25 protein-coding genes are annotated in these 25,906 nt (G+C 64.5%); 5 read left to right on the forward strand and 20 right to left on the reverse strand.

Features of this window, described 5'->3' with window-relative positions:
• Window positions 1–11 precede the first annotated feature (11 nt).
• The 3 genes from dprA to C2138_RS08690 are packed head-to-tail and all read right to left on the reverse strand — an operon-like array spanning window position 12 to window position 3,150.
• On the reverse strand, window positions 12–1,247 hold the full coding sequence (gene dprA / locus C2138_RS08680) for a DNA-processing protein DprA (RefSeq protein WP_108517111.1): 1,236 nt from the start codon (window positions 1,245–1,247) through the stop codon (window positions 12–14).
• Window positions 1,244–2,779, reverse strand: a complete 1,536-nt coding sequence (locus C2138_RS08685) for a YifB family Mg chelatase-like AAA ATPase (protein WP_108517113.1) — start codon at window positions 2,777–2,779, stop codon at window positions 1,244–1,246. The genes dprA and C2138_RS08685 overlap by 4 nt, the downstream gene beginning before the upstream one ends.
• The gene (locus C2138_RS08690) at window positions 2,779–3,150 is read right to left on the reverse strand and encodes a YraN family protein (RefSeq protein WP_108517116.1); all 372 of its coding nucleotides are present in this window, start codon (window positions 3,148–3,150) and stop codon (window positions 2,779–2,781) included. Before C2138_RS08690 ends, C2138_RS08685 begins: the two co-directional genes overlap by 1 nt.
• A 232-nt stretch (window positions 3,151–3,382) precedes the next feature.
• Here C2138_RS08690 and C2138_RS08695 point away from each other — a divergent pair, with 232 nt between their 5' ends.
• Window positions 3,383–4,606 (forward strand): LCP family protein, encoded by a 1,224-nt coding sequence (locus C2138_RS08695; RefSeq protein ID WP_108517118.1) that lies wholly within the window; start codon window positions 3,383–3,385, stop codon window positions 4,604–4,606.
• A gap of 36 nt (window positions 4,607–4,642) precedes the next feature.
• On the opposite strand, the gene C2138_RS08700 is transcribed toward C2138_RS08695, so the two are convergent.
• The 8 genes from C2138_RS08700 to C2138_RS08735 form a co-directional block, all read right to left on the reverse strand.
• Window positions 4,643–4,966 (reverse strand): DUF2469 family protein, encoded by a 324-nt coding sequence (locus tag C2138_RS08700; protein WP_108517120.1) that lies wholly within the window; start codon window positions 4,964–4,966, stop codon window positions 4,643–4,645.
• A gap of 74 nt (window positions 4,967–5,040) precedes the next feature.
• Entirely contained in the window at window positions 5,041–5,697 is a 657-nt protein-coding gene (gene rnhB / locus C2138_RS08705; RefSeq protein ID WP_108517122.1) for a ribonuclease HII, read from the reverse strand.
• A 1-nt stretch (window position 5,698) separates the two neighbouring features.
• Window positions 5,699–6,454 carry a signal peptidase I gene (lepB, locus tag C2138_RS08710; protein WP_108517124.1) on the reverse strand — a complete coding sequence of 252 codons (756 nt, stop codon included), beginning with the start codon at window positions 6,452–6,454 and terminating at the stop codon, window positions 5,699–5,701.
• Window positions 6,455–6,529: 75 nt separating this feature from the next.
• A complete protein-coding gene (rplS, locus tag C2138_RS08715) occupies window positions 6,530–6,877 on the reverse strand; it encodes a 50S ribosomal protein L19 (protein ID WP_108517126.1) in 348 nt (115 codons plus the stop codon).
• 175 nt (window positions 6,878–7,052) lie between these two features.
• The gene (locus C2138_RS08720; RefSeq protein ID WP_108517128.1) at window positions 7,053–7,544 is read right to left on the reverse strand and encodes a hypothetical protein; all 492 of its coding nucleotides are present in this window, start codon (window positions 7,542–7,544) and stop codon (window positions 7,053–7,055) included.
• A 43-nt stretch (window positions 7,545–7,587) separates the two neighbouring features.
• On the reverse strand, window positions 7,588–8,289 hold the full coding sequence (trmD, locus tag C2138_RS08725) for a tRNA (guanosine(37)-N1)-methyltransferase TrmD (protein WP_108517130.1): 702 nt from the start codon (window positions 8,287–8,289) through the stop codon (window positions 7,588–7,590).
• A 9-nt stretch (window positions 8,290–8,298) separates the two neighbouring features.
• Window positions 8,299–9,180 (reverse strand): sirohydrochlorin chelatase, encoded by an 882-nt coding sequence (locus C2138_RS08730; protein ID WP_108517132.1) that lies wholly within the window; start codon window positions 9,178–9,180, stop codon window positions 8,299–8,301.
• A 192-nt stretch (window positions 9,181–9,372) separates the two neighbouring features.
• Window positions 9,373–10,746 carry a trimethylamine monooxygenase gene (locus tag C2138_RS08735; RefSeq protein WP_108517134.1) on the reverse strand — a complete coding sequence of 458 codons (1,374 nt, stop codon included), beginning with the start codon at window positions 10,744–10,746 and terminating at the stop codon, window positions 9,373–9,375.
• A 286-nt stretch (window positions 10,747–11,032) separates the two neighbouring features.
• Between C2138_RS08735 and C2138_RS08740 the strand changes: the two genes are divergently transcribed.
• Window positions 11,033–11,848, forward strand: a complete 816-nt coding sequence (locus tag C2138_RS08740; RefSeq protein ID WP_199286523.1) for an oxygenase MpaB family protein — start codon at window positions 11,033–11,035, stop codon at window positions 11,846–11,848.
• 20 nt (window positions 11,849–11,868) lie between these two features.
• Here the strand turns inward: C2138_RS08740 and rimM are convergent, their stop codons facing one another.
• The 7 genes from rimM to ffh all read right to left on the reverse strand — a co-directional run bounded on the left by rimM (window position 11,869) and on the right by ffh (window position 17,633).
• Window positions 11,869–12,537, reverse strand: a complete 669-nt coding sequence (gene rimM, locus C2138_RS08745) for a ribosome maturation factor RimM (protein ID WP_108517136.1) — start codon at window positions 12,535–12,537, stop codon at window positions 11,869–11,871.
• A complete protein-coding gene (locus C2138_RS08750; protein ID WP_108517137.1) occupies window positions 12,515–12,751 on the reverse strand; it encodes an RNA-binding protein in 237 nt (78 codons plus the stop codon). Before C2138_RS08750 ends, rimM begins: the two co-directional genes overlap by 23 nt.
• A 4-nt stretch (window positions 12,752–12,755) precedes the next feature.
• Window positions 12,756–13,187 carry a 30S ribosomal protein S16 gene (rpsP, locus tag C2138_RS08755; RefSeq protein ID WP_108517139.1) on the reverse strand — a complete coding sequence of 144 codons (432 nt, stop codon included), beginning with the start codon at window positions 13,185–13,187 and terminating at the stop codon, window positions 12,756–12,758.
• Between the two features lie 156 nt (window positions 13,188–13,343).
• The gene (locus tag C2138_RS08760; RefSeq protein WP_108517141.1) at window positions 13,344–14,306 is read right to left on the reverse strand and encodes a DMT family transporter; all 963 of its coding nucleotides are present in this window, start codon (window positions 14,304–14,306) and stop codon (window positions 13,344–13,346) included.
• 77 nt (window positions 14,307–14,383) lie between these two features.
• Window positions 14,384–15,196, reverse strand: coding sequence for an LLM class F420-dependent oxidoreductase (locus tag C2138_RS08765; protein WP_108517143.1), 813 nt, complete (start codon window positions 15,194–15,196; stop codon window positions 14,384–14,386).
• A gap of 22 nt (window positions 15,197–15,218) precedes the next feature.
• Window positions 15,219–16,031 carry a maleylpyruvate isomerase family mycothiol-dependent enzyme gene (locus C2138_RS08770; protein WP_108517145.1) on the reverse strand — a complete coding sequence of 271 codons (813 nt, stop codon included), beginning with the start codon at window positions 16,029–16,031 and terminating at the stop codon, window positions 15,219–15,221.
• Window positions 16,032–16,064: 33 nt separating this feature from the next.
• On the reverse strand, window positions 16,065–17,633 hold the full coding sequence (gene ffh, locus C2138_RS08775) for a signal recognition particle protein (protein WP_108517147.1): 1,569 nt from the start codon (window positions 17,631–17,633) through the stop codon (window positions 16,065–16,067).
• Window positions 17,634–17,654: 21 nt separating this feature from the next.
• On the opposite strand from ffh, the gene C2138_RS08780 reads away from it, so the two are divergent.
• The 3 genes from C2138_RS08780 to C2138_RS08790 all read left to right on the forward strand — a co-directional run bounded on the left by C2138_RS08780 (window position 17,655) and on the right by C2138_RS08790 (window position 20,940).
• Entirely contained in the window at window positions 17,655–18,185 is a 531-nt protein-coding gene (locus C2138_RS08780) for a gamma carbonic anhydrase family protein (protein WP_108517149.1), read from the forward strand.
• Window positions 18,186–18,280: 95 nt separating this feature from the next.
• Window positions 18,281–19,276 carry a TIGR03885 family FMN-dependent LLM class oxidoreductase gene (locus tag C2138_RS08785; RefSeq protein ID WP_108517151.1) on the forward strand — a complete coding sequence of 332 codons (996 nt, stop codon included), beginning with the start codon at window positions 18,281–18,283 and terminating at the stop codon, window positions 19,274–19,276.
• Window positions 19,273–20,940 carry an alpha-amylase family protein gene (locus C2138_RS08790; RefSeq protein ID WP_108517153.1) on the forward strand — a complete coding sequence of 556 codons (1,668 nt, stop codon included), beginning with the start codon at window positions 19,273–19,275 and terminating at the stop codon, window positions 20,938–20,940. Before C2138_RS08785 ends, C2138_RS08790 begins: the two co-directional genes overlap by 4 nt.
• 14 nt (window positions 20,941–20,954) lie before the next feature.
• Here the strand turns inward: C2138_RS08790 and C2138_RS08795 are convergent, their stop codons facing one another.
• Together C2138_RS08795 and smc are read right to left on the reverse strand one after the other, a co-directional pair.
• On the reverse strand, window positions 20,955–22,193 hold the full coding sequence (locus C2138_RS08795; protein WP_108517155.1) for an MFS transporter: 1,239 nt from the start codon (window positions 22,191–22,193) through the stop codon (window positions 20,955–20,957).
• Window positions 22,194–22,254: 61 nt separating this feature from the next.
• Window positions 22,255–25,815 (reverse strand): chromosome segregation protein SMC, encoded by a 3,561-nt coding sequence (gene smc / locus C2138_RS08800; protein ID WP_108517157.1) that lies wholly within the window; start codon window positions 25,813–25,815, stop codon window positions 22,255–22,257.
• Window positions 25,816–25,906: the final 91 nt, after the last annotated feature.

Genomic DNA, 25,906 nt, shown 5'->3' on the forward strand with positions numbered 1-25,906 from the left:
TCTCGACCCTCCTACCGCGACGAAACAGTAGAAACCCAGCCGCTTTCTCGCTCGCGCACGGCTCCCTCGAGATCGAGCTCACCGAGTACTGCCTGAACCTCGGCGACGGCCAGGCCGGAACGCGCTGCGAGATCGGCAGTGTCCCTCGACGATCGCGGGGAAAGGGCATCGAGGACGCGCGTCGCAGCGGCCGACCGTGAACCATTCTCCGGGCCCTCCGACCCCGGCGCCGCACCTGCTCCCCCGTCGACGAGGTCAGCCATCTGCTGCGCCGTAGTGACGCACACCGCATCAAACTCTCGAATGAGCCGATGACACCCCGCCGACGCGGGACTCGTGACGGGTCCGGGAACCGCACCGAGGGGGCGGCCTAGAGCCGCAGCATGGCCTGCCGTGTTGAGCGAGCCCGACCGCTGACCAGCCTCGAGAACGACGGTGGCCTGACCCGTCGCGGCGATTAACCTGTTGCGCTGGAGGAATCGCCATTTGCTCGGTTGCGCACCGCAGGGCAGCTCAGAAATAACCGCTCCGCATTCCACCATTCGCGCGAGGAGGGCATCGTGCCCCGAGGGGTAAAAGCGATCGACGCCACCGGCAAGAAAGGCGACGGTGACTCCCCGGCTAGCGAGCGCAGTTCGGTGAGCCATGCCATCGATTCCATAAGCAGCACCAGACACGATGGCGAACCCGCGATCGACGAGGCCAGCAGAGGCTTCCATGGTCACGTGCTCGCCGTAGCCGGTGGCAGCCCGCGCACCGACGAGGGAGATGGAGCGGTCGAGCGCGGTGAGCGCCTCCTCCGTGCCCCTCACCCAGAGCGCGATGGGCGCATGGGGACCTAAATCGGCAAGGGATGCTGGCCAGAGCGGGTCCCCGGGAGTGAGCAGACGCACTCCCAACCGTGCTGCTTGTGCAAGCGCGAGAAGCGCTGATGAGGAACGCAGCCGTGGCGACCACCGATCCAGGGCCTTCGCGACATCGGCGACACCCACGTCGTTCGGTGCCGCACCTGAATCTGCAATCTCCGCAGCAATTGACTCCGCAGGGGCACGATCGATGAGAACAGTCAACGCTCGGGCCGGGCCCAACGCCGCAATGAGCTCCCCTGCCACGCGGTCACCCGGTTCAGCGATCCCCGACCAGCCCGCGCGCGCGAAGATCTCCGCGGTCTGGTCTCCATCCGCTGCCCCAGCCACCGCCGAAACACGGGCAGACACCTCGCTCATGGCGAGTCCGAATATGGTCATGAAATACCTCTCCTCAGAAACAGGGCTCGCCCGATGTGGTCGGCACGAGGAGACGACGAACCATCGAGATCGGAGATGGTCCATGCGGTGCGCAGCACCCTGTCGTATCCGCGCATAGTGATGGCCCCTCTCTCGAGCGCTCGGTCGAGAGACGCCGTCGCATTAGCGGGGGGTCGGTGCGCCGGGGCCCTGAGCCAGACCCCAGACACCCGAGAGTTGAGCCGCCACGGTGTCGCGTTAAGTCGCTCAGCAGCAGCAGCCCGCGCAAGTACAACCCGCTGCCGAGCATCCCTCGTGGTGATCCGCTGGCCTTCTTCACTGAGCCTCATCTGAGCTGCGGTGATGCGGTTGACCCGCAACTGGATATCGATGCGATCGAGCAGCGGACCGGAGAGCCGGGCCAGGTATCGGCGGCGCGCCGCGGGAGGGCACGTGCACTCAGCGTCGGCACCGCCGTAGTTGCCACAGGGGCACGGGTTTGCGGCGAGTACGAGCTGAAATCGGCCAGGAAAACTAGCGACAGCATTCGCGCGGTGGATCGTGATGGAGCCCGATTCGAGCGGCTGCCTCAGGGTATCGAGCACAGAGCTCGAGAACTCCGGAGCTTCGTCGAGAAAAAGAACTCCGTGGCAGGCCCGTGCAGCCGCGCCCGGCCGAATCACTCCACTGCCACCGCCCACGAGTGACGCAGCGGTCGCAGTGTGGTGCGGCGCCTCGAACGGCGGCCGCGCGTCGAGAGCACGGCCGATGCGTCGACCGGAAAGTGACCGAAGAGAGCTCACTTCTAGTGCCTCGTCCGGCGTGAGGTCGGGAAGGAGGCCCGGGAGTCGCGCAGCAAGCATCGTCTTGCCCGCCCCGGGCGGGCCCAGCATGAAAAGGTGGTGCCCTCCCGCAGCCGCAACAACAAGCGCGTCGATCGATTCGGCGCCGCCCATGACATCGGCGAGATCGGTTTCGTCGTGATCGTGGCCCTCCGCGACGGGAGCCGCGTGCAGAGCATCCACGGGTAGGGGATCAAGCTCGCTTCCATGCCAGATTGCGGCGTCCCTGAGGGAGGCGACCCCCACGACTCTGATGCCGGGCACCAGCTCGGCTTCGTGCTGGTTGCCCACGGGCACCATGACCGTCGTCGATCCCGCCCTGGCTGCGGCGACGACGGACGGGAGGATGCCCACCGTCGGCCGCAGTCTGCCGTCGAGCCCCAGCTCCCCTAGATGCACAACAGAGGCGACCGACTCCGCCGAGACCGCTCCATCGGCGGCGAGCGACGCGAGCGCGATGGCAAGATCGAACGCCGAACCGTGTTTGGGCAGCGATGCGGGCGAGAGGTTAACAGTGATCTTGCGACTGGCGAGCGGGCATCCCGAGTTCGCCGCCGCAGCCCGAACGCGTTCGCGAGCTTCGCCGAGTGCGGCATCGGGCAGACCAATGATCGCAAAACCCGGCAAATTGCTCGAGATATCGGCCTCAACCTCGACGAGTTCACCGGCGAGACCGAGCAGCGCAACCGCATTGGTGCGTGCGACCGCCATCAGTGGATTCGCATGACGTGTTCGACGACCGGGACAGCGCCAGATCGCCGGAGAACCCCGATCGCATCGATGCGGATGCTTCGGCGTCGGAGGGCAGTGAGCTCAGTGGGGTTCTGCTCACACCAGGCGGCAGCGAGCCTGCGCAGCCGGGCGAGCTTCTGAGGGGTTATGGCCTCGAGCGGGTGGCCGTATCGCAGGCTCGACCGAGTTTTGACCTCAACGAACACCGTGTCACGCCCATCGAACGCCACGATGTCGATCTCGCCCTGCTGGCACCGCCAGTTTCTTTCGAGAATCGTGTATCCCGCCCTGGCAAGAAACGCCGCAGCGTGATTCTCACCCCACTCGCCCAGCTCATCCTTAGCGGACATAACCACCTCCTGCGTCGACCCTCTCGCTTGGGACCGGCGGAGATTGCGCAGAAGCCGACCGCGGTGGAACGGGCTATGACCGCTGTCGTGGGGAGGACAGAAGCCCAGACAGTCTCACCTGATGTACAGGAGGGCGTGAATATGCTGAGCGGTTGTGACCTCAGAACGACGATCGGCCCGCCGAGACAGCCCTAGCTCGACTCCCGCCGAAACAGTAGCCCGGCATGGACGTTTGCCGCGCAATGGAACGGGCCGTGGCCTGCTGCGCCTCGTCGCATCCGTCGCCGCCGTCGCCGTCGTCAGCACCGTGTTCGTCGGCGGAGTAGCCGCCCTAAGCCTGACCAGCCAGCTCAAGCCGGGCATCGCGCTCGCGGGCGAAGAGACCGTTCCCGATATCGGCGCGATCGAAGGCGGAGTAAACCTGCTGCTCATCGGAAGCGACGGAGGGGAAGGCAACGCGGCTTATGGCAAGCGCGAGGCCGAACTCAATGACGTGACAATGCTGATGCACATCTCTGAAGATCACACCAACGCCACGGTCGTCAGCTTTCCCCGAGACCTTCTGGTCGACATTCCCGCCTGCACCGACGAGGAGGGAAACCAGAACCGAGCCGTGACGTCGCAGAAGCTCAATAGCTCGCTCGGCCGCGGAGGCCTCGCCTGCACCGTGCTGACGGTCGAAAAGCTCACGGGCCTCGAGATCCCCTACGCCGCCAAGATCGAGATGGACGGCGTGATCCAGATGTCGACCGCCGTCGGTGGCGTCGATGTGTGCGTGGGCACTGCCATCCGCGACCGTCAGATCGGCTTCAGCCTGGATGCCGGCGAGCACACGTTGGCAGGATGGGACGCACTGCAGTTCCTGCGCACCCGCTACGGAGTCGGCGACGGCAGTGACCTGAGCCGCAACGACAATCAGCGAGTCTTTCTCTCGGCCCTCGTGCGCAAGATCAAGAGCGAAGAGACCCTCTCCAATGTTGTGACCGTCTACGGGCTCGCCAAGGCCGCAATCAGCAACATGCAGATGTCGAACAGCCTGCAGAACGTGAACACCCTGGCCTCGATCGCGGTGGCCCTTAAAGACATTCCGCTCGACAGTGTGCTGTTCTTGCAGTACCCCGGGGCCACAGGAATGGCCGGAAGCCAGAGCGTAGTTGTGCCGAATAAGAAGGATGCCGCGGTGCTATTCGGCGCTATCAAGGCCGACCAACAGCTCGCTATTACGGGCGGGCTCGGCAACGGTTCCCTGACGGATCCCACGGTGCCGGAGCCGGTCGAACCTGACGCAGCCGCTGGCGCGGATAACGCGGCGGGCGTCGAAGAAGGATCGGTCGACGCGGGGACGAGCACTCCGCCAGAGTCGACTACCGAGCCAACGGCCCCGGCAATCGTCGATCTGCCAGGAACGGTGAAGGGTCAAACCGCCGGGACTCTCACCTGCTCGGCGGGGCAATAGCCCGCAGAACCCAGCGGTCTGGGGCTGCCCCTGGAGTTACTCGTCGAGCGCGAGCTCTTTAGGCAACTCAAGCTCTTTGGCGTTGAGTTCCTCAACGTTGACGTCTTTGAAGGTGAGCACCCTGACGGCTTTAACGAAGCGGTCCGAGCGGTAGACATCCCACACCCAGACATCCTTCATCGTCAGCTCAAAGTAGAAGTCATGCTCCGTGTCTTGACGGACCAGCTCGACCTCGTTGGCCAGATAGAAGCGCCGCTCGGTCTCGACGACATAGCGAAACTGCGACACAACATCGCGGTACTCGCGAAACAGCGCCAGCTCAACCTCGCGGTCGTAGTCTTCGAATTCGTCTTCGTCCATAGCGGTTCAATCCTACGCTCATCCCTGCGGCACCCGATGCCCCCGAAATCGACCGTAGGCGAAGCTTCCGCTCGTTAGAGCGCGATCTCGAGTTGCGTCTTGAGCCAGGTGTGGCGGTGAAGCTCGCTAGGCCCGAGCCTGTCGATCGCTTCATAGTGCGCAGCGCTGCCGTAACCCTTGTTGCCCGACCAGCCATAGCCGGGAATACGTGTGTCCTCCGCGATCATGATGCGATCGCGATGCACCTTGGCCACGATGGACGCGGCCGAGACCGAGGCGCAGTCACGGTCGGCCTTAGTGCGCGTTTGCACCCTGAGCGGGTTGACGAGCGCGGGTGACAGCCAGTCGAAGTGACCATCGAGCAGGATCACAGAGTCGTGGATTGCAACGCCCGCCTCGTGCAGGCTCATGAGAGCGCGCTTGCCAGCGAGGCCTAGGCAGGCCGAGATTCCCAGGCGATCAACCTCGTCCGCCGTAGCCAGCCCGACAGCACTAAACAGCGCCCAGTCGCGGGTTAGCGGCTCCAATTCGTCCCGACGCTTCTCGCTGAGCAGCTTCGAGTCGCGCAGCCTCTCGGGGATCGGCGGCATGATCTCGGAGACAACCGCCATCCCTACCCCGACGGGGCCAGCGATAGCTCCCCGACCGACTTCGTCGCATCCGATGACGAACCGTGCGCCTTGGCGGTGAAGGTCGGCCTCGATCTCAAGAGTGGGTGCTGCGGCTGCCATCTCACTGGGCCAAGGGCTGGGCCTCGGCAACTCCTTCGAAAACTGTGGGGTAATTGTCGAGCCACGTCCAGCGCTCAGTGGGCCAGCTGATCATGACGGCACGCCCAACGACGTTGTCAATCGGCACATAACCCTTGCTCGGGCCCGTCACATTGCAACGGGAATCGCAGGAGTTGTAGCGGTTGTCGCCCATAACCCAGAGCGAACCCTCGGGAACGGTGACCGCGAAGTCGTCTTTGGCGACCTTATTCACCCGGTCAGGAAGCTTGAGATAGGGCTCGTCCAGGGGAACACCATTGACAGACATCTGGCCGAAGGCATTGCAGCAGGCGACCTCGTCACCCGGCAGGCCGATCACCCTCTTGATCAGGTGATCGTTGCTATCCGGTGCGCTAAATCCAATGAGTGCGAGGAACCAATCGAGCGCCTCCACCAGCGGCGGGCGCGTCTCCTCAGGAACCTGGGTGAGCCATCCGCCCGGGTCTCGGAAGACGACGATGTCGCCCCGCTCCAGCTCGACCATGCCGGGAACCAACTGGTTCACGATAATGCGGTCGTTGACCTGGAGCGTGTTCTCCATGGACGACGACGGGATATAAAACGACCGAACGAGAAAGGTCTTGATTCCCACCGAGATGATGATTGCGGCAATAAAGATAATCAGGAGATCGCGAAGAAAGAGCGCGACGCCGCGGCCTTTGCTGCGGCGTCTCGGAACGGCGGCGGAGTCTGCCTCTGCCGAAGAATTGTCTGTCATTAAACCCCTGAGCTCCCCACCAGTTTATGTGGTGGGGAGCTCGGTAAACCTCTGAGGGATCGGAACTGGTCCGAATTAGTTGTCGCGCTTTTCCTTGATCTTGGCCTTCTTGCCACGCAGTTCGCGCAGGTAGTAAAGCTTGGCGCGACGGACGTCACCGCGGGTGACGACCTCGATGCGGTCGATTACGGGCGAGTGCACCGGGAAGGTACGCTCTACGCCGACCTGAAAGCTGACCTTGCGAACCGTAAACGTCTCGCGAACGCCCTCGTTCTGGCGGCCGATGACGACGCCCTGGAAGACCTGAACACGGGAGCGGGTGCCCTCGATGATGTTGACGTGCACCTTGACGGTGTCACCGGCGCGGAACTCCGGAATGTCGGAACGGAGGGAAGCCGCGTCGACGGCGTCGAGAATATGCATTGTTGTTCGCTCTCTGCGACCGCCACAGGTCGACCGCGTTCTCGGTTCTGCAAGAAAAGGGATCGTGCCGTAAGACTGCAGACTCCCCTGTGGCAGAGTCGTGCGCAGGCACAAACACTCATTCTGCCACACGCAGCCCTGCGGTGCTAATTCGCCCGGAGGACGCGAACCGCGGCTAGACCTCAGGCGGATCGATGCGGATGACCTGGCCAGCGAGCGGAGCGTCGGGTCTCGGGTGCGTCCTGCGATACTCCTGCGCCGAGGGAACCGAAATCTCGAGAGTGTCGATGGCCGACTGAACGCGGCGCTTCGTCTCCGACAGGAGTTGCCACACGGCACTCCAGAACGCCGCGAGGCCCAAGAGAATCACGGGAATTGAGATCGCGCCGTGTTCGACCACCCCGGCGAGGATGATCGACAGGTACCAGGCAGACAGCAGCCCGAGATCCCATGCTGAGGGCCCTCCCCCTTCGCGCACCGACTTGCGAAACCAGGTAACCGTGGCCACGATCGCCATACAGACTCCGAGTGCGACACCGGACAGGGTCACCAGCGGTATCTGCCAGTCATCGACTCGAAGGATGAACGCGCGGGCGAGGATGAGCCACAGGGGCAGCACAATGGCGGCCCCGAAGATGATCGGGACAAACAGACGGCGCGCAGACATGGCCTCACAGTAGTGGTCGGCGCTGGACGCCCGCCGAACGCGGTTAGTCGAGCGCGGGTGGCGGCAGCAGTTCGGGCCGCACGCTGCGGGTGCGTTCGATCTGCTGCTCATGGCGCCACCGCGCGATCGCAGCGTGGTTGCCACTCAGGAGCACAGGCGGCACCTCACGTTCGCGCCACACTGCGGGCTTCGTGTAGCTCGGGTACTCGAGCAAGCCGCCCTCGTGGCTCTCCTCAACCAGGCTCTCAGGGTTGCCGACAACGCCCGGAATAAGCCGACCGATGGCCTCGATCATGGCCATCGTGGCGACCTCTCCCCCGTTGAGGACATAGTCACCGAGGCTCACGAGGCGAACCTCGGCCTTGGTCGCGGCGTAGTCGACGACGCGCTGATCGATGCCCTCGTAGCGACCGCATCCGAAGACCAGATGAGGATGCTCGGCAAGTTCCCGGGCCATGGCCTGCGTGAAAACGCGGCCGGCAGGTGACGGAAAGATTACCGTCGGAGCGTGCTCGGCCGGGTCGATGATGCTGTCGAGAGCCTCGCCCCAGGGCTCCGGCTTCATCACCATTCCGGCGCCGCCACCGTAGGGCGTGTCGTCGACCGTGCGGTGACGATCGTGCGTGAAGTCGCGCAGGTCGTGCACCCCGAGGTCGATGAGCCCCGACGTGCGGGCCTTGCCGAGCAGAGAGACGTCGAGCACAGAGAAGAACTCGGGAAAGATCGTGACGATGTCGATGCGCACCCCGAGAGTCTACGCAAGGCCAAGGGGCGGTTCCGAGACCACCGTCTCCAATCTCGCGTTGTCCAGCTGATCGGCTGCGGCGTAAAAGCGCTCAAGGAGCAGATCAACGAGCGACTGTGGCGGCCCCTCATCCGCTGCCAGCAGAGGCGGAGCCACACGCTCGGCCGCGGATGCTTGTGCACTCGCGGCCGCATTGCCGGTCAGTGAATAGCTACTGACGATCACCCGGGAACCCGGCGATTGGGCGCGTTCGCGGGCGATCGCATCCTCGGTACTGACAATCTGCACGTCGCTCGGCGCCGCTGGAGCAGTGTCACTGAACCCCAGAGCCACGGCGATACCGAGCGAGCTGCTGAGCATGCTTCGCGTCGCAGCGGCATCGGCAACCCCGAGATCGGATGCCTCAGCGCAATCCAAGACGACTCGATCGGAGGCGCGCAGCCCCACACCGAGGAGCCGGTCGATGAGGGCGTCAACGACCCGGCCGTCTGGCCCCCACGGTTGCGCGACAACGGATGGGGTGACTCCCGAGAACACTCGCGCAGCGGCGAGAAGAGCAGCGGCATCGTGGGGCGTGCACGAGAGCGCAAGGGGGACGATGACGCACCCGTCGGCGCCATCCGCTGAGGGGTCCCATATTCGCGCGGAATCGGCTCCTGACGACGCATTCGGGACCCCTCGGCGGGGTGCCGTTGCGCGACGGGAGGCGAATTCGCCTCCCGGGGCAGCCCGGCTGGCGACCATGAGCTCATCGAGGGTCACCGACAGGACCCGAACATCGGGAGCAGCGGCAGCGACTCGCTCAAGAAACTGTGCAACGGCTTCGACCCCGAGCGGCGATGGCGAACGGGTGAGCGGCGGCAGGGAAACCGCGACAAGAGTCACCGCCATAACGGCACCCTGCCGCGCGCTGCGGTGACGGTGAATCCAAAATCACGCCGCCCATCCATGCAGACGACGCTACGAGCGGTGTGTTTCGGCCATCACCCCGCAATGTTTCTATGCCGTATCAAGTGCCTGAGACACAGCTGCGCCCGGTCGTTGACGATTCCCCGACCGGGTGCAGCGTTCGAGCTTGAGAATCTAGGCTGCCGACTTCTCGCTCAGGTCGGGCGCCTCGGTGGCGAGGTAACGCTCGGCACTGTCGTCGAGCTCCTCGAGCCACGGGGTGTGATGCACTATTGCCATCGTTCCGGTCATGACCGAGGAGTACACCTGATCGCGATAGGTCAGGATGTCCGCCTGCTTATCGTGCTTCCACTCGAGAAAGATGCGTACGACCTCGTCGAGGTCGAACATGGGGTAGTCCGTCGCCTCAAGGAGATCGCGGATGTAGTCCGCCTGAAAGCGCACCTCATCCGATGTAGTGGCGAGCGCACCGAAACGGGTAAGCCATTCGTCCATGTTCGCGCGCTGCTGGGAAGCATCCGGAAGCAGGACATCGCCGAGAATCACGTCGCGAACGAACCACGCCTGCGCGTCGAACATGTTGAACGTGAACCACTGGTCCTGCGCACCGAGATAGAAGAGCTTGTTGTTCGCTTCAGAGACGACCCCGCGGTACAGGGCGTCCGGGTAGAGGTTATTGGGGGAATCAAGGGCAACATCCGCCGGTAGGAATGGGTAGTGGTGCAGGTATCCCGTGCAGAGAACGACAGCGTCGAACCGACGAGACTGCCCGTCTATGAAGTGCGCGGTGTCGCCATCGAAGTAGTCGACCTGCGGCACCTCCTCCATGCCCTCTGGCCAGTCGAAACCCATGGGCTGCGAACGGTAGCTGATGGTCACCGAGCGCGCTCCCATCTTGTGGGCCTGCACGCCGATGTCCTCGGCCGAGTAACTAGCGCCAACGAGAAGCACGTCCTTGCCTGCGAGTGCCTCCGCCCCCCTAAAGTCGTGGGCGTGACGCAGGCTGCCTGTGTAGGTCTCAATGCCGGGGAACGACGGAACGTTTGGCACACAGAAGTGACCGGAACCGACGACGACGTGGTCGAACTCCGTGGTCTCGGTTGTCTTCTCGGCAAGGTCTTCTACCGTGACGAAGAAGGTCTGTGTCTCTTCACTGAACGCGACCCACCTCACCGCGGTGGAGAAACGAACGTACTGGCGCACATTGCTCTGCTCTGCGCGACCGCTGATGTAATCCCACAGCACCTCGCGCGGCGGGTACGACGAAATGGGGCGGCCGAAGTGCTCGTCGAATGAATAGTCCGCAAACTCAAGAGCTTCTTTGGGGCCGTTCGACCACAGGTTGCGATACATGCTGGAGTGCACAGGCTCGCCATAGCTGTCGATTCCGGTGCGCCAGCTGTAATTCCATTGCCCGCCCCAGTCGTCCTGCTTCTCAAAGCAGACGATCTCGGGGATCTCCCTGCCTGCACTGCGAGCGGCTTCGAAGGCGCGCAACTGCGCCATCCCGCTGGGTCCTGCTCCAATAATTGCGATTCGCTTCTGCATGGATACTCTCCGGTCTTTCGACCTTTTTCTCTCCGGCTCGAGGCCGCGAGACACACCGGTCCGGGGCATATGGGCAGGCGAAAGGGCCTACCGCCGGATCGGGAGTCAGGGTCGTCATCTGGCCAGTCACAAAGAAGTTTGCGCGACACTATTGCCAAATCAGCTCTCGGCATGGTATAAGCGACAGCATCCGTGAGCTTAGCATGAGTCGACTGTGAGGAGTTCGGCGCACCCGCGACGGACGCGCAGATCACACACTCAGCACTCGTGATGCACACTGAACATCGTGACCAGATCGGATCAGAACTCGGCGAAATCCGGCCTCCACGACGGAATCGCCCTCACTGCGGGCAGTGCAAACGTCATAATGCAGCTCGCCATGCTGCCCGTCGGGCACGGCGTAGCGCGCAGCACCGTCGAGAGCGGCAGGATCGACCGGCATCCGGTCAAGCGCACCAGAACAACCCTGACGTATCTAGCGATCGCGAGCGCTGGCACGGAAGAGGAGCGCGCCGAGCTACGACGGCAGATCAATCGTGTTCACGCCCGGGTTCACTCATCCGAGAACGACCCCGTGAGCTACAACGCCTTCGACCGGGATCTGCAGATGTGGGTCGCAGCCTGCCTCTATTGGGGCGCAGAAGACGTCTACCGGCGCATGAACCACCAGAGAGAACCCGACGACGAGTTCTATCGCCGCGGAGCCGCGCTAGGCACAACGCTCCAGGTGCCGGCGGAGATGTGGCCGGCGCATCGCGCTGAGTTCGAGCGCTATTGGCGCACGCAACTGGCCAGCATCCGCATGGACGACCTCACCCGGGAGTATTTGCACGGCATCGCGCGGATGACGTTCCTCCCGACGCCTCTGCGCCAGATCGCTGGCCCGCTCAACCGCTTTCTCACGCTCGGTTACCTGCCGCAGGAGGTTAGAAACGAACTAGGGATGCCGTGGAGCGAGGCATCACAACGCCGCTTTGATCGTTGGGTCGCCGCAATGGCCGCTGTTAACCGTCGAACGCCTGCGCTCATCCGCAAGTTTCCATTCAACTGGATTCTGGCGGATGCGCGCAGGCGCATGAGACGCGGGATCCCGCTCGTCTAAGACGAGGAGATCACGAGTGGCTAGTTGGTCGTCGTGTCGTCGTTCGGCTCGGCAGTGACGTCGGCCTGAGGTTCTGCTTCTGCATCTGCTTCTGCATCTGCTTCTGCTTCTGCGACTGGCTCGTCGGGGAGCTCCTCGAAAAGGCCCGCCGGCGGGGTGACCGTGACGGTTCCCCCTGCGACGTCAACGACAGGCACGATGGCCTTGACGAAGGGAACGAGAACCTCTCCGTTGGGCGTCTCGACGTGCAGGAGATCCTGCGCGGGGAGATGATCGACCAGCGTGATCGTGCCCACCTTGACTCCGTCGCGCATGACAGCAAGTCCGACGAGGTGGTGGTCAAACCACGCATCCTCTTCGTCGGAGGTTTCTGCGAGATCGTGATCGATCCAGAGGATCGCCTTGATCAGCGACTCGGCCGTGCTGCGGTCAGGCACGTCCTTGAAGAACGCGACAGCGTGCGAGTTGTACCACTTGAGCTCAACGAGCTCGATGGTCTTACCGTGCCAGGGCGACGACGTGGGGACTTGAAGGGTGAACACGGCGCCCGGCACGAAACGTCGTGCCGGGTCATCCGTGTACAGCTCGATCTTGATCGCTCCCTTAAGCCCATGGGCTTTGGTGAGGCGACCGACCCGAAGCTGGGTCTTGTCTGGTTCTGCTGATCTAGAAATCGGTATCAACCACATCGACGCGCACCTTCTTGCCATCGGCGAGAGCCGAGACAAGGGTGCGGAGGGCCTTGGCGGTGCGACCGGCGCGACCGATCACCCGGCCGAGGTCTTCGGGGTGCACGCGCACCTCAAGGACCTCGCCACGCGGGGTGCTGCGGGCATCGACTGCGACCTCGTCAGGGTGATCAACGATCCCCTTGACCAGGTGTTCTAGAGCGGCTGCGAGCAATGGACTATGCCTCGGCCGGAGTCTCGTCAGCTGCGGTCTCGTCGACCGGAGCCTCAGCAGGAGCTTCGTCCTTCTTGGCGGGAGCAGCAGCCTTGGGCTTGAGAACAGGCTTCTTCTTGTCGTCTGCGACGAAAGCAGCCTTGGGCTCGGCGACCTTGACGGTCGAGACGGCGTTCTTGTCGCCCTTGAACTTGCCCCAGTCGCCCGTGAGCTTGAGGATGGCGGCAACCTGCTCGGTCGGCTGTGCGCCGACGCTGAGCCAGTACTGAGCACGCTCGGAGTTGACGTCGATGAACGACGGCTCCTCGGTCGGGTGATACTTGCCGATCTCCTCGATCACGCGGCCGTCGCGCTTGGTGCGCGAGTCGGCAACGACGATGCGGTAGTAGGGAGCACGGATCTTGCCCATGCGCTTCAAACGAATCTTTACAGCCACAATTCTCCTGTGTTTCTAGATATGGGAGCGAACTGACAGCCGTGAGCGTGGGGGCACACTCGGCCAGAAAGGTCTAAGGAAGCAAGTGTCATCTGATTAGAGGGACGGACGACACAGGCTCAACGCTCTATTCTGCCAGAGATTCGGGCGCCGCGCTCACCGCGACGCAACATCCTTGGCCGTCGTCGCCGCAACGGACCCTTTGCGCGGGGTGCGCCTGCTGAGAGCGACGCCCACGAGGCAGACGATGCCCCCGGCAATAGCAAGCGCAGTGGGCACCTCACCGAGAAACAAAAAGCCGAAGAGAATAACCAGCGCGGGAACGATATATGTCGTGACCCCGAGGCGCCCCGCCGGCATGCGGGTGAGGGCATAAGCCCACGTGCTGAACGCGATCGCGGTGGGAACCGCCCCGAGATAGACGACTCCCGCAATCGACATCGGGGGCGCCGTCGCAAGCTCCCTAACTAACATGCCCGAGAACGGCAGGCACGCCACGGCGCCGATCGCGCAGCCCAAGAAGGTGATTTGGATGCCCGGCAGCCTGCGCAAAAGCGGCTTTTGAAAGAGGACCCCCGTGGCATAGGTGACGGCGGCCAGCAGCGCCCACGCGATGCCAACGCCGTTGCCGATGAACTGCGAACCGGAGCCGATTCCGATGAGAGCCACGCCCGCAAACGCCACCAGAGCTCCGATGACCAGCCAGCGCGGGATTCCCTCGCCCAGGAAGAGGCCTGCTCCGAGCGCAATGAGGATCGGGCCGATGTTCACGATCATCGCGGTCGTGCCGGCGTCGAGCGTCTGCTCGGCGATGTTGAGCGCGACGTTGTAGACACCGAACCAGCTGAGGCCGATGACGACGACGATCAACCAATCCCGTCGCGACATCCTGACCCAGCTCTTGCCGATCATGAGCAGGCCAAGCACGGCGGTGCCAACGGCGAGCCGCCCGAGCGCTAGCCCTCCGCCCGAAAAGTCGGCACCGACATAGCGGATGACCACAAATGCGCTCGCCCAGGCCAGAAGAGTGACGATGATCGCCACGACCACGCGAGTGCGCGGCTCGGTGCCGCCCGAGGACTCAGCCGAAACAGCCTGCCCGCTCGCCGAAGTGCTCATGACGCAACGCTAACCGCTGCCGCCGACACCGATCAATTCAGGGGTCGAGCACAGAAGAAAACGGCAGAAGCTCGTCGCTACTCGGCAGAAGCTCGTGGAGCGTTCTGCTCGTCGCGCCACGCGAGCCAGTCCCGGACCTTCTCGAGGTCATAGGACGGGCCGGAGAGTCCAATCGTGAACAGCGTCGCGCCCAGACCCACCAGATCGTCGGCGTCCTCGTGGCTGATGGTGCGCACCTCGGTCGAAACCTCGATCTCCGAGGTGTCGCGGCCCACCGCCTCGCCATGCTGGGCAAGGATGCCGAGCTTGCGCTCCAGCGTCGCCGCATCCGAAAAGCTGTGCCAGATATCGGCATGTTCCGCGACGATGCGCAGGGTCTTCTTCTCCCCACCGCCCCCGATCAGGATGGGAATCTGGCGCGTCGGGGCGGGGTTGAGTTTGGTCCATCGATCGCGAATGATCGGCAGATCGCGGGCGAGCGCCGCGATGCGGGTTCCTGGGGTGCCGAACTCGTAGCCGTATTCGTCGTAGTCGCGCTCGAACCATCCCGCCCCCGTGCCGAAGATAAAGCGGCCGACGCCGCCCTTGGCGCTGATGTGGTCGATCGTGCGGGCCATATCGGCCTGAAGGTTGGGGTTTCGATAGCTATTGCAGTTGACGAGCGAGCCCAGCTCAACCGACGACGTCTGCTCCGCGAGCGCCGCGAGCATGCTCCACGACTCAAAGTGGAGCCCGTCCCGCTCCCCCGACAGCGGGAAGAAGTGATCCCAATTGAAGAGGATGTCCGCGCCCATCTGCTCGAGTTCCGCGGCAACATCGCGGATGAGTTCGTAGCGAGCGTGCTGCGGTGCGATTTGGACGCCGATGCGGATGGGGCGGGAGATGGTCATGACAAAACCCTAGACGACGCCCCTATGGGGTGGTGTTGAGGTTCGCCAGGATGCGAGAGGCGAGCTGCTCGTCGCCGCTGACTCGCACTGCTCCGTGCCGCGGGGCACGCCGACCGCCGACGAGCACGACAAAGGATTCAGGATCCAGCTCAAGCCGCACGGTGGGCTCCCCCGGCAGCTCAGAGAGAAAGACGCCCTTGCGCTCGTCGGTGACGGCCACCGCGATGGGGTCGACTCCGTCGATCGCAAGCACGACCGTCGTTCCGGGCGCCGCCGCAGCACGCTTAGCCACGATGTAGCCGAGCCCCTCGGCGTAGTAGGTGATCGTGTGAACCGCGGCGGCAGCATCCATCCCGCCGGGTTGGCCCACGGCACGGCGGACATCCTGCTCATGCATCCACACGTCAAGCGGGCGGTTGCGCAGGAGGGTATTCCAGCTCCACTCGAGGGGAACGCCCGTGTCAGGCACGACCTGGGCGTCCGTCGGAGGGTTCGCCGCCAGCTCGGCGAACCGCGCCGCGGACGCCTCACGAATCTCTGCGATGAGCTCAGCCGGAGTCGATTCACGGCGCGCAGCGACGCCCTGTTCCGTGTAGCTCGACGTCATGGCCGTCATGTGCTCGCTCGGCTCGACGGCAACGTCCGGCTGCGAAAATCCCGCCAGAACCGACTCAAGATGCGCCACGTGTGAGGCGATCGCCTTCACATCCCACCCCGGCAGGTCGGTCGGGACCGACCAGTCCTCGGGCGGCAGGGATTCGAGCAGTTGCACGAAATCATCGATAGCCGCACGGCCAACGTCGATGTACCCGGCAAGCAGCCGCTGATCACTCATGCGCCCACCCTAGAGGTTGGCGCGCGCGAGGTTCTAGCGCCCGCCGCCCAGCATCTTCTGCAGTGCCGCCATCTCTTCTTCTGTGGGCGCAGCACCTGAGCCACCGCCGAGGCCGAATCCGGAGCCGGCCGGGGCCGATGGAGCGGATGCGCCCGAAGCAAGCGCCGCGTTCTCCGCTGCCCGCTTGGCCGGGTTGCCCGACTTCGAGCCCTTCTTCTTGGCCTTCTGCTGCTTGCCTCGGCCTCCGCCGAAGCCAGCACCGGGAACCGGCCCCATGCCGGGGATCTGCGGCACCCCGCCCTTGGCGACGGTCTTCATCATCTTGGCGGCCTGCTCGAAGCGGTTCACAAGGGCGTTGACCTCGGTCACGCTCGTGCCGGAACCCCTGGCAATGCGCAGACGGCGCGAACCGTTGAGCAGCTTGGGGTTTTGACGCTCCGCACGCGTCATCGACTGGATGATCGCCTCGGTGCGGGTGAGCTCGGACTCGTCGAAGTTGTCGAGCTGCTCCTTCATGCCGCGCGCACCGGGCAGCATGCCGATGAGCGACTTGAGCGAGCCCATCTTCTTGATCTGCTGCATCTGGCCGAGGAAGTCCTCGAGCGTGAAGGTGTCGGTGGCGAACTTCTCCGCAACCTTGCGCGACTCCTCCTCATCGAAGTTCTTCTGCGCCTGCTCGATGAGGGTGAGGATGTCACCCAGGTCGAGGATGCGGCTGGCCATGCGCTCCGGGTGGAACGGCTCGAAATCGTCGAGCCCCTCACCGGTGCTGGCAAAGATGATGGGGCGACCGGTGACGGATGCGACCGAAAGGGCCGCTCCGCCGCGCGCGTCGCCGTCAAGCTTGGTGAGCACAACCCCCGTGAAGTCGACGCCCTCCTGGAACGCCTTGGCGGTCGCCACAGCATCCTGACCGATCATGGCGTCGATGACGAAGAGAACCTCGTCGGGGTCGACAGCCTTGCGGATGTCTGCGGCCTGCTTCATCATGTCGGCGTCAACGCCGAGACGACCGGCCGTGTCGACGATGACCACATCGTGCAGCTTGTCCTTGGCGAACTTGATGGCGTCCTTCGACACCTTGACGGGGTTGCCGACGCCGTTGCCTGGTTCGGGTGCGAACACCTGAACGCCAGCCTGCTCACCGACGACCTGGAGCTGGTTGACGGCGTTGGGGCGCTGCAGGTCTGCGGCGACCAGAAGCGGGGTGTGGCCCTCGCCCGCGAGCCACTTGGCGAGCTTGCCGGCCAGCGTGGTCTTTCCGGCACCCTGGAGACCGGCGAGCATAATGACGGTCGGCGGGTTCTTGGCGAACTGAAGGCGGCGCTGCTCGCCGCCGAGGATGCCGATGAGCTCTTCGTTGACGATCTGCACGACCTGCTGAGCAGGGTTCAGCGCCTTGTTGACCTCGTCGCCGAGGGCGCGCTCGCGCACGTTGCCGGTAAAGAGCTTGACGACATCCAGCGCTACGTCGGCGTCGAGAAGAGCGCGACGAATCTCGCGGACGGTTCCGTCGATGTCGGCGGGGCTCAGCTTGCCCTTGCCGCGCAGGTTCTTAAACGTATCCGCGAGGCGGTCGGTGAGGTTTCCAAAAGTGGCCATGGTGCACCTAGTTTAACTGTCATGACACCATCGCCGCTGCTCGTGACCATCAATGGGGCAACTCCCACCATTTCTGACACCGCCTGGGTGGCCCCTAACGCCACCCTGATCGGGCAAGTCACCCTTCACGAGGAGTCCAGCGTCTTCTATGGCACGGTGCTGAGGGCGGATGTTGACAGCATCAGTCTGGGCGCCCGCAGCAACCTCCAAGACAATGTGACGGTGCACTGTGACGCCGGCGTGCCGACCACGATCGGCGAGGGCGTGAGTGTTGGCCATGCTGCTGTGCTGCACGGCTGCACGATCGAGGACGAGTGCCTGATCGGAATGAGCGCGACGGTGCTCAACCGCGCTGTGATCGGCGCTGGTTCGCTCGTGGCGGCCGGCGCGGTCGTACTCGAAGACACTGTGATTCCGCCGGGGTCACTCGTCGCTGGTGTGCCCGCGAAGGTGCGCCGCGAACTGAGCGATGAGGAGCGAGCGGGGCTGCGGGAGAACGGCGTGCGCTACGTCGGCTATGCCGCCCTGCACCGCGAAGCCCTCGCTGACTAGGCCACTCCGCGGCGGCGGGCCGCTCGTCGAGATGCACAGGGACTGCGCAGGGAGCCATGGTTACGTCACAGCCATCCGACGAAGGGAATACACCTGTGACCGTTATCGGTTGGCATGCCTCGCACGAACAGCTACACCCGAAGGACCTTCTGATCGCCCTGCAGCACGCCGAGAAGTCTGGCTTCACGGCAGCAATGTGCAGCGATCACTTCGCGCCGTGGAGTGAACGGCAGGGCCACTCGGGCTTTGCCTGGTCGTGGCTGGGGGCCGCGCTGCAGGCCACAGATTTGCCGATCGGCATCGTGAACGCTCCCGGCCAGCGCTATCACCCCGCGATCATCGCGCAAGCGGTGGGGACTCTCGAAGCGATGTTCCCCGGGCGATTTTGGGCCGCCCTCGGCAGCGGCGAGGCGATGAACGAACACATCACGGGCGATGCCTGGCCCCGCAAGGAGCACCGCAACGAGCGCCTGCAGGAGAGCGTCGCGGTCATACGGGCCCTGCTGGCGGGCGAGGAAGTCAGCCACGACGGCCATATCACCGTGGATCGGGCCCGGCTCTGGACGAGACCGGATACTCCCCCGCCGCTGCTCGCCGCCGCCGTCAGCCCTCAGACCGCTGCCTGGGCCGCCAAATGGGCCGACGGCCTCGCCACGGTGAACCAGTCTGTTGACGCTCTTCGCGACGTCGTGGAGGCCTATCGCGGAGCCGGGGGCACCGGGCCGCTCGTGCTTCAGGTCCACGTCAGCTACGCGGCATCCGAAGACGAGGCCCTGCAGATTGCTCACGATCAATGGCGCACCAATGTGTTTTCTCCCCCGCTGTGCTGGGATCTCGATAGCGTCGAAGCGTTCGATATCGCCTCGAAGCATGTGACTCCCAACGACGTTCGCGGCTCGGTACTCATCTCCTCCGACCTTGGTGAGTATGTCGATCAGCTGAAGGAGTTCATCGCCCTCGGGTTCGATGAGGTGTATCTGCACCAGGTGGGCAGCGACCAGCGGAGCTTTATCGAAGCCTTCGGCGAGCACGTCTTGCCCCGGCTAACGGTGACGGCAAAGGCGGAGGCAACCCCCGAGGTGGTCGCATGAGAATCACCGACACGAGCGACCTGTGGTGGAAAAACGCCGTCGTGTATTGCCTCGACGTCGAGACCTTTATGGATTGGAACGGCGACGGCACAGGCGACCTCGACGGGCTCGCTCACCGCCTGGATTACCTTGCCGAACTAGGGGTGACCTGCATCTGGCTGATGCCGTTTTATCCCACCCCCGACAAAGATGACGGCTACGACGTCTCTGACTTCTATGGCGTCGACAAGCGTTTCGGCTCGCTCGGCGACCTTGTCGAGGTGATCCGCTCCGCACGCGACCGGGGGATGCGCGTGATCGCCGACCTGGTCGTGAACCACACGTCAGAGAAGCATCCCTGGTTCGTGTCGGCTCGCTCGAGCCGCACCTCTCCTTATCGGGACTTCTACGTGTGGAGGGATACCCCGCCGAAGAGCGCCCCCGAGCCGATCTTTCCCGACAAAGAGAACTCGGTCTGGAACTTCGACGAGCGCACGGGCCAGTACTACCTTCACCGGTTCTATCGTCACCAGCCCGACCTGAACGTCGCGAACCCCCGCGTGCGAGAAGAGATTGGCAAGGTGATCGGCTTTTGGCTTGAAATGGGAATGTCGGGGTTCCGCATCGACGCGGTGCCGTTCTTCATCGACGACGAGGGTGGCGCCGACGACGACTACGGCGACGGGCACGTCTATCTGCGCGAACTCAGCGACATGGCCAAGCGACGCAGGGGCGACGCCGTACTTCTCGGAGAGGTGAACCTGCCCTACAAGGATCAGGTGAAGTTCTTCGGCGGCCCCCAAGGCGACGAACTCACCATGCAGTTCGACTTCGAATCCATGCAACGCATCTACCTCTCCCTCGCTCGGAGCGATGCGCGCCCCCTCGCCCGGATGCTCGCCAAACGACCCGACATTGCCCTGCGGTCACAATGGGCCAACTTTCTCCGCAACCACGACGAGCTCACGCTCGACAAGCTCAGCGAATCAGAGCGAGATGAGGTGTTCGCCGCCTTTGGACCCGAGAAGCGGATGCAAGCATTTGGCCGCGGAATCGTGCGCCGGCTGCCGCCCATGCTGGAGGGCGATCCTCGGCGCATCCGCATGGCCTACAGCCTGCTGTTCTCCCTGCCCGGCACCCCCGTGCTGTTCTACGGCGAAGAGATCGGCATGGGCGAGAACCTCAATGCCGAAGGTCGTCACTCGGTGAGAACGCCGATGCAGTGGAGCAGCGCAAAGAACGGCGGATTCTCGACCGCACGGCGACGGTCTCTGCCGGGCCCCGTAACTGAGGGCGCCTACGGCCCCGAGTTCGTCAATGCCGATGAGCAGGTGCGCGACCGCGATTCCCTGCTGCACTTCATGCGCCTGCTGATCAGCAGGTACCGCACCTCTCCGGAGATCGGATGGGGCGAACTCACCATCGTCAAGCAACCCCACGCTAGCGTGCTCGCGCATCGCGTGACCGGCCCCCTCGGGAGCATGATCGCGCTGCATAACTTTGCCGCCGAATCCCTCACCCTGGAGATCCCCGTCGATGGCGGTGATGACGACACGCGTTTGATCGATTTGCTGCATGACGGTGCCACCGCTGTGACGAGCAAGGGAACGGCGGAGCTCACGCTCGAACCCTACGGTTATCGCTGGCTGCGAGTCACGAACCCTGGCACCCGACGGATTGGCTGACGCCATCGCGGGCCTCAGGCAGCGACGACGCGCTTCGACGATCGCAGGATAGCCCAGCCGAGCACAACGGCCACGAGAAGCATGGCGGCGGCGCCGAGGCCGGAGTAGCCCAGCATGATGAGCACCGGCCCGGCGAGCGCCCCGCCGGCAGCACCGGCGAGGTTCATGAGCAGATCGGAGACGCCCTGCACACCCGGCCTATCCCCGACCGGCACCGCATCGACCAGCATCGCCGACCCCGAGATCGTGGAGGCCGACCATCCGAGCCCGAGCAGCACGAGGCTGACAACGACAAGCGGGGCAGACTCGCTGCCGAGCCACGCCGTCACGAGGGCAGCGAGAAGCAGCGCCTGACCACCCAGCAGCACCGGGAGACGCCCGAGCCGGTCAGAGAGCCAACCGAACACCGGTGACAAGGCGAACATGCCCGCCACATGCAAGCTGATCGTGAAACCCACGATGGCGAGGGACGCGCCATGCCCGTAAAGGTGAACGGGAGTCATCGCCATGAGCGCCACCATGGTGGCGTGGCTGAGGGAGACCGCCGCAACGGAGAAACGCGCCGTCGGGTTGACCCGCAGGGTGGAGAAGCCGAGGCGCGGCGGCTCCTTCGTCGTCACGCCGAGCGCTTCCCGAGCGGTGAGAAGCGGGTCGGGGCGCAAGAAGACGGCGTAGACGAGCACCGTGATGATCTGAGCGCCGAGAGCAAAGAGGAACGGGCCGGTCAGAGTCGGCATGCCCAGGGCGGAGCCGATCGCCTCCCCCGGTTCGATGAGATTGGGCCCGAGCACCGAGCCGATCGTCGTCGACCAGACGACCAACGAGAGATCGCGGCCGCGGTGGCGCGGGGAGGCTAGATCTGTCGCCGCGAAGCGAGCCTGCAGGTTCGTGGCCGCTCCGGCACCGGCGAGGGCGAACGCCAGCAGCAGCAGCGGAAACGACGGCACGGCGGCCGCCACAATCAGGAGAACGGCAGAGGATGCTGCGAGCGCCGACCCCGTCGCAAGCGCCACCCGGCGACCTCGCGCTGCGGCGTACCGGGCGAGCGGTAACGCCAAGATCGCGGCGCCCAGCGTCGACATTGTCGAGGCCATCCCCGACCAGGCGTCAGAACCCGAGACCTGTGCCGCGAGGAGCGCCCCCACCGAAACCGTGGCGCCAATGCCCAGCCCGCCCATAATCTGCGCGGCAACAAGCACCCACACGACCCGGCGCTGCTGGCGCTGCATATCTGGCTGCATTTCCGGCGGCATTTCGTTCACTGCGTCAGTCTAGGCAGCCGGGCCCAGGCTCGCCGCGACGCGCCGCTGAGAGCTAGGCCGATCGCTCCTCCGTGGCCACACGCTGACCCACAACCGCACTGACACCGTCTTGCCGCATCGAGACACCGTAGAGGGCATCCGCAATCTCCATCGTGCGCTTCTGATGGGTGATCACGATGAGCTGCGACGACTCCCTGAGGTCCTGGAAGATCTGCAACAGCCGGCCAAGGTTGGCATCGTCAAGCGCCGCCTCCACCTCGTCCATGATGTAGAACGGGCTCGGCCTGGCCTTGAAGATTGCGATCAGCAATGCCACGGCCGCCAGAGACCGCTCTCCACCGCTCAGCAGCGACAGTCGCTCGATCTTCTTGCCGGCGGGCTTGACCGAGACCTCGATGCCCGTCGTAAGCATGTTGTCGGGATCGGTGAGATGAATGCTGCCGGTTCCGCCGGGGAAGAGGATCGGAAAGACGTGGTTGAACGCGTTCTTGGTGTCTTCGAAGGCGCTCGAGAAGATGTCGCGCATCTTGACATCGAGCTCGTCGATGATCGTGAGCAGGTCTTTGCGCGTATTGGTGAGGTCGGTGAGCTGATCTGTGAGGAACTTGTGGCGCTCTTCCAGAGCGGCAAATTCTTCGAGCGCGAGCGGGTTGACCCTGCCGAGCCGGGCGTACTTGCGTTCGGCCTTGGCAAGCCTTGCCTCCTGCTGGGCGCGCACGAACGGCATCGTCTGCTGCACGCCGTCTTCGCTACCTGCATCGGAATCGTCGTCCGTTTCGACGGCGTCGACGGGCACGGGCACGTCAGGGCCATACTCAGCAACCAGCACATCCTCGACCAGGCCGAGCTCCGCTCCTGCACGCTCGAGGAGCGATGAAAGGTGCAGCTTCTTCTCGTAGATCTGCATTTCGAGCCCGTGAACCGATTCGCTTACGGAGTGCAGCCGATCGCGCAGAGCGGCTTCTGCTCGGCGAAGCTCAGCGAGTTCCTCGTTCTGCTGCGCTCGATCGGCCTCCGCCGCCGCGAGACGCACGCGCGCCTCCGACACCGAGCGGTCAGCGGCGTCGAGCACGGTCGGCAGGACGTCGAGCACCCGCTGGGCGGCCTCCATCTGCCGGCGGCGGATGACCGCACGGCGAGCCGCCTGATCCGCGGCCTCTCTCTCGGCCTCGCGCTGCTGCTCAAGCTGCTTAGCTCGCAGCTCCTGCGCCCGTACCCGCTCGCGAGCGGTCTCCACCTGAAGGCGGGCTTCGACCTCGCGTTCACGCGCTGCATCGAGTTCGTCGGCCAGGCCGTCCCGAGCCGAAACATCGAGAATAGGGCGGGGGCGGGACTGTGCGGTCTCAAGTTCGGCCTTGGCACGCTCAGCAGCCGTCTCAGCGCTGGCGACCGACTCTGCGGCGAGCGCGAGCCCCTTCTCCAGTCGCTGCGCCTCGGCCTCGGCGGCCTCCGCCTGCACTCGCGCCCGGTTCAGCTTCTCCGACTGCGCTGCGAGCTGGGAGTCATGCTCGCGCAGCGTTGTGAGGGCGCGCTTGGATTGCTCCTTGGCCACCTGCACTGCTCCCCGCTGCTCGGCGAGCGCAAACTGTGCGCGTTCAATCAGGGAGAGAACCTCGGAGAGGCGCTCTGCCGCGGCATCGCGGTCGGCCACGAGCTCTAACCGCGAGCGCTTGGCCCCCGAGCCGCCCCGCAGCACGAATCGGCTCAGTACATCGCCCGACTTGGTAATGATCGTCGTGGCAGAGTCGCTCGTCCCCGTCGAAAGCTCTCCCCAGGCTCTGCGAGCTGCCGCGAGGTCATCCGCGACGATCACGTGGCTGAGCAGCCCCAGCACACCGGAGGGCGCAGAAACCACATCGGCGGCAAAGACTGCGCCGTCACCCAGCACGCCGCTAACGCCCGCCGTAACCCCGGCCTCGGCGAGCACAAGTTCGACCCTGCCCAGGTCGTCGGCCTGGGCGTGACCGAGCGCCGCGATGGCAGACTCGCGATCTTCGGCCAGCACGGCGTCGGCCAGAGACCCGAGGGCTGCGGCAATCGCCGCCTCGAATCCGGGCTTCACCTGGATGTGTTCGGCAACCAAGCCGAGGATGCCTGGCCGCTTGGCCGCGACAAGCGCGCTTGACCCATCCTTTTGGTCGAGAGCGCTGGATAGTGCGTTCTTGCGGGCAGAGAGAGCATCCCGCTCGCGTTCGAGGGCATGGAGCTGCTCGCGGAGGGTGTCGATCTCAGTCTCGGCCTGAGTGACCTCCGCTTGGGCGCTCTGGTAGGCGGCGTCCAGGTCGATATCGGACTCCTCGCCGAGCGTCGCTTGGGCCTCAAGGGCCTCAAGCGACACCGTGGCCTGGTCTCGACGCGAGCGGGCCGCGTCGAGGGCGTTTTGCTGGCGGAGGACTTCGCCACGGACAGCAGCGAGCCGGGATGCCGCAGTATCGGCCTGCCCGCTGAGCTTAGAGATTTCGAGGTCATGACGTGACACGAGCGAGCTCTGGTGCGAGATCTCATCATCGAGCGCATCAAGCGCCGCCCTGGCCTCCGCTGTCGCGGACTGCGCCTCTCGCCACGCTTGCTCAGCCTCGTCGATTGTCTCCGCGAGCCTGACCGCCTCGTCGCGGGCATCCGCCACCATCTGCGACGTCACCCCAGGGGCCAACTCGGCAACCTCGGTCTGCGAGCTAAGCAACGCCATCTTCTGATTGGCAAGGCTGAACAAACCGCGCAGTCGCTCCTGCACAGATTCGAGCCCAAAAGCGATTCGACGGGCCTGGTCAACGGCATCGCCGACCTGTTCCTGCTCGATTCTTGCCTCACGAAGCTTGGCCTGATCGAGCTGCTCTTGCAGCACGATGCGCTCGGTTTTGCGCTCCGATTCGCTGCGACTGTGCAGCGTGAGCGCCTCCCGCAGGGTGACGACCTCGTCGGCCAGAAGGCGGGCACGGGCATCGCGGGCGACCGCAGCAATGGTCTGTGCCTCGCGGGCAACCTCGGCCTGTTGGCCGAGGGGCTTGAGTTGGCGGCGAATCTCCCCCGCAAGATCGCTCAGACGCGTGAGATTTGCCTGCATCGCGTCGAGCTTGCGCAGGGTCTTTTCTTTGCGGCGGCGGTGCTTGAGGATGCCGGCGGCCTCTTCGATGAACCCGCGACGGTCTTCTGGGCTGGCGCGCAGGACGGCGTCGAGCTGGCCCTGGCCCACGATGACGTGCATCTCTCGACCGAGGCCCGAGTCGCTGAGCAGCTCCTGCACGTCGAGAAGACGGCAGCTCTCGCCGTTGATCGCGTATTCGCTGCCGCCGTTGCGAAACAGTGTGCGTCGAATCGTGACTTCGGAGTACTCGATCGGCAGGGCGCCATCCGAGTTGTCGATCGTGAGGGTCACCTCAGCACGGCCGAGGGGGCCGCGTGTGGAGGTTCCGGCGAAGATGACGTCGTCCATCTTTCCGCCGCGCAGAGTTTTGGCTCCCTGCTCGCCCATAACCCAGGCGAGTGCATCGACCACGTTCGACTTGCCGGAACCGTTGGGCCCGACCACCGCGGTAACCCCCGGCTCGAATGCGAATGTCGTCGGCTGGGCAAACGACTTGAAGCCTTTGAGGGTGAGGCTCTTGAGGTACACGAGAGCTCCTCCCTGTGCTCTGCGCCGATCACGCCGATCCTGCTGCGGCGCGCCGCACCGAACGGTGCGATTGCAGGCATAACGCTACCCG

The organism is Salinibacterium hongtaonis (assembly GCF_003065485.1).
In the GTDB taxonomy this organism is placed as follows: Bacteria; Actinomycetota; Actinomycetes; order Actinomycetales; family Microbacteriaceae; genus Homoserinimonas; species Homoserinimonas hongtaonis.

Excerpts from the sequence above, each read along its gene's own strand:
- dprA (WP_108517111.1), bottom strand. The coding sequence starts at position 1,247 with ATGACCATATTCGGACTCGCCATGAGCGAGGTGTCTGCCCGTGTTTCG.
- C2138_RS08685 (WP_108517113.1), bottom strand. The coding sequence starts at position 2,779 with ATGGCGGTCGCACGCACCAATGCGGTTGCGCTGCTCGGTCTCGCCGGT.
- C2138_RS08690 (WP_108517116.1), bottom strand. The coding sequence starts at position 3,150 with ATGTCCGCTAAGGATGAGCTGGGCGAGTGGGGTGAGAATCACGCTGCG.
- C2138_RS08700 (WP_108517120.1), bottom strand. The coding sequence starts at position 4,966 with ATGGACGAAGACGAATTCGAAGACTACGACCGCGAGGTTGAGCTGGCG.
- rnhB (WP_108517122.1), bottom strand. The coding sequence starts at position 5,697 with ATGGCAGCCGCAGCACCCACTCTTGAGATCGAGGCCGACCTTCACCGC.
- lepB (WP_108517124.1), bottom strand. The coding sequence starts at position 6,454 with ATGACAGACAATTCTTCGGCAGAGGCAGACTCCGCCGCCGTTCCGAGA.
- rplS (WP_108517126.1), bottom strand. The coding sequence starts at position 6,877 with ATGCATATTCTCGACGCCGTCGACGCGGCTTCCCTCCGTTCCGACATT.
- C2138_RS08720 (WP_108517128.1), bottom strand. The coding sequence starts at position 7,544 with ATGTCTGCGCGCCGTCTGTTTGTCCCGATCATCTTCGGGGCCGCCATT.
- C2138_RS08730 (WP_108517132.1), bottom strand. The coding sequence starts at position 9,180 with ATGGCGGTGACTCTTGTCGCGGTTTCCCTGCCGCCGCTCACCCGTTCG.
- C2138_RS08735 (WP_108517134.1), bottom strand. The coding sequence starts at position 10,746 with ATGCAGAAGCGAATCGCAATTATTGGAGCAGGACCCAGCGGGATGGCG.
- rimM (WP_108517136.1), bottom strand. The coding sequence starts at position 12,537 with ATGTGGTTGATACCGATTTCTAGATCAGCAGAACCAGACAAGACCCAG.
- C2138_RS08760 (WP_108517141.1), bottom strand. The coding sequence starts at position 14,306 with ATGAGCACTTCGGCGAGCGGGCAGGCTGTTTCGGCTGAGTCCTCGGGC.
- C2138_RS08765 (WP_108517143.1), bottom strand. The coding sequence starts at position 15,196 with ATGACCATCTCCCGCCCCATCCGCATCGGCGTCCAAATCGCACCGCAG.
- C2138_RS08770 (WP_108517145.1), bottom strand. The coding sequence starts at position 16,031 with ATGAGTGATCAGCGGCTGCTTGCCGGGTACATCGACGTTGGCCGTGCG.
- ffh (WP_108517147.1), bottom strand. The coding sequence starts at position 17,633 with ATGGCCACTTTTGGAAACCTCACCGACCGCCTCGCGGATACGTTTAAG.
- C2138_RS08780 (WP_108517149.1), top strand. The coding sequence starts at position 17,655 with ATGACACCATCGCCGCTGCTCGTGACCATCAATGGGGCAACTCCCACC.
- C2138_RS08790 (WP_108517153.1), top strand. The coding sequence starts at position 19,273 with ATGAGAATCACCGACACGAGCGACCTGTGGTGGAAAAACGCCGTCGTG.
- C2138_RS08795 (WP_108517155.1), bottom strand. The coding sequence starts at position 22,193 with ATGCCGCCGGAAATGCAGCCAGATATGCAGCGCCAGCAGCGCCGGGTC.